General features: G+C 38.4%; 6 protein-coding genes. All 6 read right to left on the reverse strand.

From position 1 onward, the window contains the following. Positions 1–2: 2 nt before the first annotated feature. Positions 3–2,192 (reverse strand): glycosyl hydrolase, encoded by a 2,190-nt coding sequence (locus tag ACUNWD_RS03165; RefSeq protein WP_445586313.1) that lies wholly within the window; start codon positions 2,190–2,192, stop codon positions 3–5. 29 nt (positions 2,193–2,221) lie between these two features. Further along, positions 2,222–3,712, reverse strand: coding sequence for a glycoside hydrolase family 30 protein (locus tag ACUNWD_RS03170; protein WP_445586314.1), 1,491 nt, complete (start codon positions 3,710–3,712; stop codon positions 2,222–2,224). Between the two features lie 19 nt (positions 3,713–3,731). After that, positions 3,732–5,393, reverse strand: a complete 1,662-nt coding sequence (locus tag ACUNWD_RS03175; RefSeq protein ID WP_445586315.1) for a carboxylesterase/lipase family protein — start codon at positions 5,391–5,393, stop codon at positions 3,732–3,734. A gap of 336 nt (positions 5,394–5,729) precedes the next feature. After that, entirely contained in the window at positions 5,730–6,923 is a 1,194-nt protein-coding gene (locus ACUNWD_RS03180; protein ID WP_445586316.1) for a hypothetical protein, read from the reverse strand. A gap of 10 nt (positions 6,924–6,933) precedes the next feature. Next, positions 6,934–8,577: a RagB/SusD family nutrient uptake outer membrane protein gene (locus ACUNWD_RS03185; protein ID WP_445586317.1), complete on the reverse strand. Its 1,644-nt coding sequence runs from the start codon at positions 8,575–8,577 to the stop codon at positions 6,934–6,936. Positions 8,578–8,588: 11 nt separating this feature from the next. Continuing rightward, positions 8,589–11,984 (reverse strand): SusC/RagA family TonB-linked outer membrane protein, encoded by a 3,396-nt coding sequence (locus ACUNWD_RS03190; RefSeq protein ID WP_445586318.1) that lies wholly within the window; start codon positions 11,982–11,984, stop codon positions 8,589–8,591. Positions 11,985–12,052 lie beyond the last annotated feature (68 nt).

Raw genomic sequence — 12,052 nt, forward strand, 5'->3', positions numbered from 1 at the left:
AATTATTCAAAAATCTGATATAAATCCGGCAGATCACTCTCAAACAATGTGACCGGACTTTGATAAAAAACGTTAAAATCATTTGCAGAAGCATCCCCCGGATACGGGCCAAAAGCATGACTCGTTTTTTCATTTCTCCAGGCAACGACCATACTGCAATTCTGACCTACTAAAGCTGGTAGAACATCTTTTGTCCAATAATCTGAAGTGTGATTTTTTTCCAATCCTGTTTCTGTCACTCCTACTGGTTTTCCAAGTTTCATAGACAAGCCAGACAAAACCTTCACATTGGAAACAAAAGCTTCAGATTTCAATCCATGGTAGCAATCCATGCCCAGAAAATCAACATATTCATTACCCGGCCAGCGATAGAGCAAACGTCCTTCGGTATCTTCATAAACATCATCCATTTGTGGAGAGATAGCATAAATTACATTGTGTACATCTTTTTCGTCGCGCAAGTATGTTACAATAAAGCGCCAAAAAGCGATAAATTCTTCTTTTGTTGTAGCCTTTGATCCCCACCAGTTCCAGCTTTGAGTATGTTCGTGCAGAGGGCGAAAAATAACCGGAATAAGTTTTCCATTTTCGTCTTTTAACGAGTGAAAAACTTCAGCAACATCATCCAATCGCTTTTTATATTTTAGGTTCATTTCGCTGCCTTCCTGCAAAATTTGGTCAACAACTTTGGTATTATCCCATGCAGTACCAACCGGATATTTTGCATCAGGTGATTCAGTTAATGGATTACTTTGATGCCAGACCAACATGCTTACCCCTCCACGATTATAAACCTGCTTTATAAGCTCAATTTTCTTTCCGTAAATACGATTCATATCCAAACTATAAACCGCAGGATGTTCGCCGACCAAATCTTTCACATCACTTCGCCCATCTTCTCCACGCCAGCCAATCCCATAGGAAGGATAATCATGATGTCCAAACATCACCCCTTTCTTCTGAATCGCCATTAAATTAGCATAAAGAGCCTGGGTTTCGGACGTAGCATCTTTATCAACCATAGTTAATTTTTGGGTCTCCGTTTTGAAAATCCGTTTTGCAAAGTCATGCAATTGCAATCTCCAAAAGTGCCATTCGTGCCCATAGGGTAATTTGTGAAACTCGTAATTGATTCCACTATCTTTCAGGCCTTCAACAAAATTTAAATGTCCCTTAAAACGAGGATCTTTCGAACCACAGCTAATCCATAAAAGTTGAAGTTGCTTGTTAATATCCTCTGTGTTCTCTAATACGTCAGGCAAATAATTATTGCAATCAAAATTTCCATCACTTAAAATTCCTGCGCTGAATTCTCCAATTGCTGAAAATTTATCACGATTTCTCATTCCAATTACAAAAGCCTGGCCACCCCCCATTGATAAACCAGCAATAGCACGATTCTCTTTTCCTTTGGCTACCCGATATTTTTTTTCAACTAAAGGAATTACATCAGTAAATAATTCATCCTGCAATAGCTTCATCCCTTCAACGGTGCTTCCACCAGCCCACGAACCATCGGTTAAGCCATTGGTCATCACAATCATCATCGGCTCAGCTTCACTGTTTGCAATCAAGTTATCAAGTATAACTGCAGCCCTTCCGTCATTCACCCAGCTGCTTTCATTATCGCCACCGCCATGCCGAAGATAAAGAACCGGAAACTTTTGCTCAGGATTATAAAAATACACTGATGGGACATAAACATACATCCTCCTTAGTTTCTGCAGCGAAGTTGACAAATACGAAAGAACATGAATATCTCCATGAGGCACTGGCTGTTCTTCATCAAAACGAGGTTCATTGCCAGGAACCTCGACCACACTGCCATAAACCTGAGTTCCTGCTTTCACATCAGGATTGATCAGATCAATCATCTTCAGTCCATCAACTAAAAAGTTATACTGATATAATCGGGGTTCCACCGGATCAATGGTAATGCTCCAATCTCCATTTTCATTTTTGCTCATCGGCTGTGGAAATACATCCCATTCGTCAAAAAGCAAAGAAACTTTTTTGGCATCAGGAGCCTTTAACCTGAACGTGATACTATTATCATCATTCACAACTGGTGAGAATTTAGGCCCGGCAGGTTTCCACCATCCTTTTGTACTGAAAGGTTTTCCAGTTTGTGCGTTAGTATATACTATATTAAATATTAAGATAGTTAATATAAATATTACTTTCTTCTTCATCCAATATGATTTTAACAAGATGTTCCTATTTATTTATCCCAAACGTAAGTTCCAACAGCACCAGCAGGCAAAGGAATATTAGCAAATTCCCCTTTATATTGAACTTTAAAGCTGTTGCTATTCCATGTGTCGTTTACTACAATCAGGACAATTTTTCCTTCGGGGGTTGAGAACGCGACGTTGGGAAGAACCTGTGTATCTTCAACCACTCCCGTTCTATAAACCTGGGGACGTTGTTCATCTTCATATAAATGAACCGTTTTGTCCCCCCTGTTCGTAGATACAATGCGTGCAGAACCCGGACGAACAAACTTGGAAGCGTGAGCAATTGTGTAATAGGCAATGTTACGGATCACCTCGTTGCCATCAATTGTAATTGCTCCCTGGCACATTGAACACCCTCCATTATCGGTATGTGGATCATTTAGCGGATCAGCCGCAAGGTTCCATAAAATCAGGTTTCTACTCCAATTTAAAGATGCCCCCAACACCAAACGTTTTACCGGATTGATGATATTGATTTCGGGACTTTCAGGACGCTCTGTCACCATCTGTTCTGTGAAGTAAATATTCTTATCTGGTCTTGCCAGATGCACCAAGCTCATCGCTTCCATGTCCCCACGGTAGTTGTGAAACCCCGAACCATCAATATATTGAGCTGCTTCAGGGTCACTTAAAATGCCCAACGGATAGTCCGGGCGATCGCAATTATGATCGAAAATGACAATCTTGGTTTTTATTCCTGCAGACTTAAAAGCAGGTCCTAAATTATTCTTCACAAAATTAGCTTGCTCATAAACAAACCATGACATACTTGGGGTATTGCGCGAATTCATTGGTTCATTCTGCACAGTAATAGCGTCAATAGTAATTCCCTGCTTTGCCATTTCCTGAACATATTTCACAAAATAACGGGCATAAACATCGAAGCATTCTTCTTTCAATTTTCCACCGCGCACATTATTGTTGGTCTTCATCCAAGCTGGAGCAGACCAGGGAGAGCCCATGATCTTTATTGTCGGATTGATTTCAAGAATCTCCTTCATCACTGGAACCACATCTTTCAAATCTTGTAAGAGACTAAATTTCGTCAGATCAAAGTCTGTCTCACCATCCTTCAAATCATCATATGAAAAAACGAAACTATTTAAATCCGATGCTCCAATGCTCAAACGAATGTAACTAATCCCAATATTGTCTGCATCTGTCGCAAACAATTCATTCAGAATTTTTGCCCTCGCATCGGCATCCATTTTTATCAAATGCTCTGCACTTCCTCCGGTCAACGCAAAACCAAAACCGTCCATGGTCTGTAATTCTTGTCTTTCATCAATAACTATTGGTGTTCCCCACCCTTGTTCACGACTTGAAAAGCTAATCATTTCACCCTGTTTTTCAAAAAGAGAAGAACGATCATTTGTTGTTAACCAGGCTTCTATTTTACGACCAGGCTCACTTTGTGCATACAGGCTGGTTATACAAACAAGAAAACTTAAAACTGGTACTATAATTTTTTTCATGATTTCAACTTTTAACGATTTAAGAAAGATGTTTTCGCGCTTCCCCATCCGGGTTATTTTTAACTGCACATGTATCATCAAGAACCATTGTCTCTCCACTTTCTGATGTGTATTTGGGCCACTCTGGCAACTTTTCGCAATTAGGATCACCAGTGCGTAAGAAATTAAGCAGTGCATCAGCCATTTTAGCAGAAAGCGTTCTTGGACGAGCTCCACCTCCAGTATGAGTAATCATTAGGTCTGTATTCAAAAACCAGAAACTAATATCAATGCAATGGAAAGCCCTGTGACGACCGTCAAACAATGGAGATTCCCATCCAAACCAAGCCATATAAACCGGAGACTTCTGCTGTAATTTAGTATCTGCAGCGTTTACAATTCCCCTCCTGTTTGATGCAATTAATGCCCATATCTCAATAGGCCTTGCTTCTGGAAACTGTTTTGCATACGCACTCACAATCTCTTTTGATTTATCGCCGTACGAACCTTTTATCTTTTCGGCAACCTCATCCATCGTGATATTTTCCAATTCAGGATTGTCACGATCGGGATTCCACTCATGGAAAGTGGAACAAAATATCATTGGAATATCCGGCAACGAGCTATCTTCGGCATTGAAATAATCCCCTTTTGGAATATTGATTCCATCAGCAATTGGGCCAAAACCACCTCTACGAATATTTAAACCTTCTTTCTGCAATCTAGATGAAGCCTTATAAGCAATATCCATATACTTTTCCCAAGGCATTTCCTGCAGTTTATTAATTTGAGATGAACTTAACCCAGCCTCTTTCAAAATATATTCTCCTAACTTTTGGGTGTATTCCTGATTTCCTCCACGCACTGACTCCCCACTTAACGCTACTCCTTTATGGACCAAGCCCTTCGCAGCAGGCATTGTAGCAACATTACAAACTTTAGAACCACCGCCAGATTGTCCCATTACTGTTACATTCCCAGGGTCACCACCAAAGTTTTGAATATTAGCATTCACCCACTCCAGAGCTGAAATAATATCCAACATACCCACATTACCAGAACTTTTAAACTTTTCGCCACCAACGGAAGACAAATCAGTAAACCCAAGGGGTCCCAGCCGGTGATTAATGGACACATAAACAACATCCCCGGAACGCGAAATATTTTCACCATTATATCCATCCTGTTCAATGCCATTTCCACGTGAAAAACCTCCACCATGCAGCCATACTAAAACTGGTCGTTTCTTTCCATCCAATGCGGGAGACCATACATTTAGACGCAAACAATCTTCACTTAAGACGTCATAATTCCAGTGGTCGACAAAAACCCCATAGGATTCAGGACTACGGTCATAAATATCTTGAGGGGAAGAGCTTCCATAAAAAACAGCTGGCCGAACATTCGTCCAGGGTTCAGGCTTTTGAGGAGGCAGAAACCGGTTTTTACCAGATGTATCTGCTCCGTAAGGAATACCACGAAAGTTATATATTCCTCTCAATAAAAATCCTTTTACCTTACCATAAACAGTATCGGCAACAGCAATATTTTCGCCTATAAATAATTGCTGATCATCCAACTTTTCGTCAGACACACTTATTGAAGAGGTTGAGCAAGCAGTTAAAGGCGCAACGGCACCGAAACTACAGGCTGCTATTCCAACGCCTGCTTTTCCGAAAAAATTTCTACGATTAATAGTCATTGGTTTATTCGATTAGGTTAATTACATATTTAATGTGAGGAAAGTGATGATTATAAATACTATAAAATTGTATATATACCAGCTTAAGCATTCATTATTCCACAAATGAAAACTGAATCATAATTTCCAAATGCAATTTAAAGGTATTTTAGGTATATTTTTTATACTAAAATATTGATTCATGATACTATTAGGTATTTAGCCAATTTTAGTTTAAATCTTCCAAAAATCCGAAATAACTCATTGATTAATTGACGTTTTCATCCAGACATTAAGAAATAGGTCATTACCCACAAACTGGCAACGACCTACTTTCTATAAAAAACTTATTTAACACTACTTATTAGAGTCAACAAACTTGCCATCTGTGATCTGAATATTATCCAGGTTTAATTCAAATGGTCCACTACTAACATTACCTGAACAAATTTTAAGTTGCAATGAAAATGGTTTCATCCAATCAAAACCTTGTTTTTTCCATTCCCCGGCATCTTCACTCTTTGGATCTAAAGGATAACTTCTCCACTCCCATCCATTTGTATCAAAGGCATAATCGTCGTTGTACTGACTATTGAAATGAGCTTCGTAGCTGACACCGTCCTGAACAAACCACATATACATATAGCCGCGAGTATCATTTGAATTAACCTGGAACGTTAGATACGGTTGATGCATATCAGAAATGTTCATCACTGGTGATTCCAAAATACCAAATGTTTTCCAACCTCCGCCAGTTTCTGCAATATAGGAATGCCAATAATAATCACCTAGAGGAGGTGCTATTACAGGATTTCCATTAAGCAATGAAGTAATAGAAACACTTCCTGGTTGATATGGATTTACATTATTTTCGAAATCCCACATAACTACTGGAGGAAGCGGTTCCCAAACGGAATCGTCAACTACTGGAACATCGGTAACTTTAGCAGCCCCAATAACATCTCCGAGTACTGATACAATTTCAATATTTACGAGATCCCCTATAGCGATATTCAAAGCAGCTGTTGGAATCGAAATCTCGTCTGTAACACTAGGCTGTAAAACAGATACTGTTTCACTTCCAATTTTTATTGCTGTTATAAGATCAACATTTGCACCTTTAATTTTGAGATTTCTTCCAAACTTTACGTTAGATGGCCATTCTGTAACTTCAACATCAGGGTAGGTAATTACTAAAGTTGAATCACTCTCGGTAACTCTTCTGTAAAGATTTTTTAATACTACCGGACCGGAAATAGCTCTGCGAGGGACAATAAAACTAAGATCTCCGCTATTTTGCGATCCATCGACAATTTTACATTCAACTTTTCCTATCCATACATTGCTGACTTTGTCAAGAACAGTTCCGGTAAGCGAAACTTGATCGCTGACCATAGCTGATTTTGTTGAGATTGAATTCACAACAGATAATGGCAGATTGATATCATAATCCTCGCTCCACTGATGGTCTTCACATCCCAGCGAGAATAACAGGATGAGCAATAATAACCAACTGGTATTTAAAATATTTTTTGTTTTCATTGTAATCATCGTATTGCAATTAATAATTAGGATTTTGCTCAAGACTCCAACTTTGCACCTCGTCGTATGGAATTGGTAACAGTGGAATCTTATGCCCATCAGGACCGTCAATTGAATGAGATAAACAATTAGCCCGTAAATCGACGTTTGCATATCTATATGCCCCACTGTTTGTTACAGAAGTTGCTTTTTTGACATCCAAATCATCCAAATACCTTCCTGTTCTAACTAAATCAAAAAAGCGGTGCGATTCCATCGCAAACTCCAACCTTCGTTCCTTTAGAATTGCATCTAAAAGTGCTGCTCCCGAAGCGGTTACTTCAGGCAAGTTGCCAGTAAAGCCTGTTGGAGTATAATCCAAACTTCCTTCAACATACCCTTTACAGAAAGTACTATTTCTTGCACGGGCCCTAACCATTTCCAAGTACTGCCTTGCACCTGATTCATCTCCTTTGTGGTATAAAGCCTCAGCCTGGGTCAGTAATACCTCAGCATATCTTATCATACGCCAGTTATAACCACTACTTTTACTGATTGCAGGACGCTGAGCTGGCTCCAATGCAACTTTACGACTTAAATAGGGAGAACATTGTTGTGTTAAATCATAATCAGGAATACGACCATGAACAACGCCGTTATTATAACTTGGTCCATAAATTACACAACTTAAACGAGGGTCATCATCGTCGAAAGACTCAACCAATTCCTGAGTTGGATTGAAAAATCCCCACCCCCAATCTTTTCTGTTTCCACAAAATTGATTGATGTTTGTCCCCGTTTTTTGAGGAGGTGTCTCTGAAGTTCCTTCAGTCATTTGCAGTTCCCATATTGATTCAGAACTATTTTCCCCATCCATCTCAAATATGGTTGCATAATTTGAAACCAACGAATATTCTCCGGATTGGATAACTGCATTTGTTTGAGTGTAAACGTCATCCCAATTGGTATCTGAATTTTCTGCATCCATGCCAATCTGGTACATATAGACTCTAGCTAGCAATGCTCTCGCAGCTCCTTTAGTTATTCTGCCTAAATCCGATGCGTCGTAACCACTTTTCTCCGGAAGTAGTTCAATAGAACTCTTCAAGTCGTCAATAACCTGCATAAATGTTTCGTGATAGGTATTTCTTTCCTTTACCCCGAAATCAGAGGGAGAAACCGGTTCTGTAAAAACAGGAACACCACCAAATAAAATAACTAATTTATAGTACCAATATCCTCTGATAAACAGAACTTCACCCTGTAACCTTGTTCTTAACTTTTCTTCAAGAGAACTTACACTAAGTCTTTTTAAAACCTCGTTACACCGGGCAATTCCGTTATAAGGCAATCCATAAAAAGTTCTTAAAACACCATCAGATGGATTCTTTCTCCATTCGAAAAATTCAATCAAAGAAGTAAAGTCGGTTTCAGTACTCCCTTTATCACTATCAGAAGTACACATATCTGCAATCATCCCGAGGTAATTGTGACTAAATCCTTCACCTTCGTCTAGTCCGATAGGGTCGTAACAAGCAGTAACAGCATATATTGCATTTTCCGGAGTTTCAAAAAAGTTCACTTGGGTTTCATTCCCAATTGGATTAACATCCAAAAACGAATCGCAGCCAGCAAACAAGATACTTACCAGCAAAACTATTATATATTTATTATATATTTTCATCTTGTTAAATATTAAAAAGTTACATTTATACCGGCAGAAATAATAGAAGGTATTGGATAGGTTGCATAATCCACGCCACCATTTAAACCACCACCTGCAATTTCAGGGTTCCAGCCACTATATTTTGTAAGAGTAACTAAATTGTCTCCCGATATATAAATCCTTGCTTTTGAAAGACCGATATGTTGTATCAACGATGAGTTAAACGTATAACCTATCTGAACATTTCTCAGTCTCAAATAACTTCCGTCCTCAATTGCCAGATCAGAAAATTTCCTGTTCTCATTTGCGTCTACTGCAGTCATTCTGGGCTCATTTCGTTCAGGTTGATCATCCGTCCATCTATTCATTCTCGATGCAGCATAATTGGTAAGTATTGATGATGACTGTAGGTTGTAATTCATTCCATTCACAATCTCACTTCCAAATACGCCAAACACAAAAGCCTGGATATCAAACTCCTTATACGTTAAACTTAAATTCAATGAACCCGAGATATTGGGGAATGCACTACCTAAATAGGTTTTGTCTAAGTCATCAATTACTCCATCGTCATTCCTATCCACAAACTTCACGTCACCAGGAAAAGCTTTCGGTTGAACAAGTTTTGTTTCATTTGTTTCCGGATTAGTCCATGTATAACTTGACAATTCTTCTTCGCTATTAAAAACACCATCTGTCTCCAATCCATAAAAATAGGCAAACTCCTGACCTTCAATAGTCCTTGTAGAACTCCCCTGGCGAAAAATACCACCACCATAAATTGGATCGCCACCAGCTAAATCAACGACTTTATTCTTTATCATAGTCGCTGTAGCATTCACGGTATAGCTAAAATCGCCACGTTTGTCTTTCCATCCAAGGGCAAGTTCAAAACCATAGTTTTTCATGGTACCTGCATTTACTGTTGGCGAGTTCATCCCTACATAAGTAGGTATTGGCTTATTTAGCTGCAGATCCTTTGTTTTTTTATCAAAATAATCCAGCGTTACGTTAAGCTTTTGGTTAAATATCAACGCATCCACTCCAAAATTTAGTTGTTCAGAAGTTTCCCACCTAATCTCTTCATTACTCAATTTTACAGCTTTAGCTCCATCTACGATTGTTTCATTTTCGCCAAAAACGTAGTTATAGCCTGTCGTCATTGTTGTTGCATAATCAAAATTTCCAACAGAAGCAGCATTACCAACCTGCCCCCAACCAAGCCTGACTTTCAATTGGTCAAAGAAATTCACAGTATCCATAAAACCTTCTTCTTTAATATTCCATGCCAATGATGTAGACGGAAAATATCCCCAACGATTATCACCTAGAAATTTTGAAGAGCCGTCGGCGCGAACTGTAGCAGTTATCATGTACCTATTCTTGTAACTGTAATTTAGTCTCGTGAAAAATGATTCCAGCCTACTAATTGTCGCGCTTCCTCCAATGCTTTTTGTTTCCTGGTTACGTGCATTATTTAGGTATATCAATTCTTCGATGTATGGAACATCATAACCTGTTGCACTCATCCATTCGGAATTAAATTCTTGGATTTCTGCCCCTATCATTGCATTTACAGAGTGATCTTCAGCAATTACTTTGTTATAGTTGAAGTAACCATTTAACTGCCAGTTATAAGACTGATACCTGTAATTATAAATACTACTTTGGTCTCTTTTTTGGTCAGATGCAAGCCAATACTCCGGAACAATATTTTCGTTGTTGTTGAAATTTAGATCAGCTCCATACATCGCATTAAAAGTTAATCCATCAAAAAGAAAGTCAGATACATTCAATGTCACATTACTTAGTAACTTGTTCCCGTTTTTTACGTTGTACTTTGACTCATCGACAGCCAAAGATGGTGAAACAATAACAACACCTCCCATAAAACGTGCACCATAATTATTGGTATAAGAATCCCATGCTGGTGTTACCGGATCCATTCTCAAGGCCACAGGTAAAGAGCCAAAATATGAATCTCCATTATGATTTTGTTTGGTATAATGCGTATATGAAATGTTCAGATCTAATTTGACTTTTTCAGATAAAGAATAGGAATTGTTTGCCCAGGTGAATAACTTATCAATTCCACTATTTTTTACTAACCCATCCTGACTAAATAATGTAGCTCCAACATTATAAGTTGAATTCTCACTGCCACCTCTAATCGAAACATTGTAATTCTGAACAGAGGCTTTATTGATTAATTCATCCTGCCAATCTGTTCCCTTCAGTTTATTTGCTATAACATAATCAAGTATAGCTTTCTCATCCTGCGGAATCAAACCGATATTACCATCATTTTTATAGGCTTCAATCCTTAGTTTAGCATACTCTGTAGCATCACACATATCAATTAACGAATTGGTATATTCCAGGCCGCCGTAAGCATTAACTTCAATATTTGATTTGCCCTTTAAGCCATTTTTTGTAGTTATTAAAACAACGCCATTCGCTCCTCTAGAGCCATAAATTGCTGTTGCTGAAGCATCTTTCAAAATTTCAATACTCTTGATATTAGAAGGCTCAACAGATGAAGCATCATTAACAGCAAAACCGTCTATAATGTAAATAGGATTGCTGTTGGTCCACGATCCGATACCCCTTACCCTTATTCTAACGCCAGACCCCGGCTCACCAGAGTTGGCAGTAATATCAACACCTGAAACTTTTCCTTGCAAACTTTGAATCGCATCAACTGTTGCCACTTTTTGAAGATCTTCTCCTCCAACTCTTGCAACAGCTCCAGTTAAATCGCTTTTTCGCATGGTTCCATATCCAACCGCAACGATTTCATCCAGTCCAATGGACTCTTCCGATAAAACAATATTAATTTCAGTCTTTCCAATGACTGTAACCTCCTCTGATTTCATTCCAACAAATGAAAAGACCAAGGTGGCATCTGACGAAACATCTTGAAGATGATATACTCCGCTAGCATCAGTAATGGCACCTTTCGTTGTTCCTTTAACAACCACAGTCACTCCGGGCAATGGCATGCCGGTTTCATCTATAACTTTGCCCGAAACAGATTGATTTGACTGAAATAATGTTTCACCCTTATTAGTCAAAATAATCTGTTCACCGTAAAAATTATAATCAACTTTTTCATCTTGAAATAAAACATCCAGTGCTTCAACAATCGATTTATTGTTAAGATGAATACTCACTAATGCCTCCACATCAAGATTTTGCTTATTATAGATAAACTTGTAGGAGGAACTATTTTCTATCTCCAACAAGGCTTTCTCGATGGTTGTATTTTCAAGATTAACAGACACTTTTGTTTTTTGAGCATAAGAACTGCCTGCAAATACCTGTATAATACTTACCAATGAAATAAACACAGATAACTTCATAATCAGTAAAAATTTTTTGATGGGACCATACAATTCCTTGTATCCCATTCGATTTTTTTTCATAAATTTGATTTTTAGTTGAGTTAATAGAAATGCTTGAAAACTCGCTAATTAGAGGGAAGTGTTGCTGC

The sequence above is a fragment of the Sunxiuqinia sp. A32 genome, assembly GCF_052690465.1.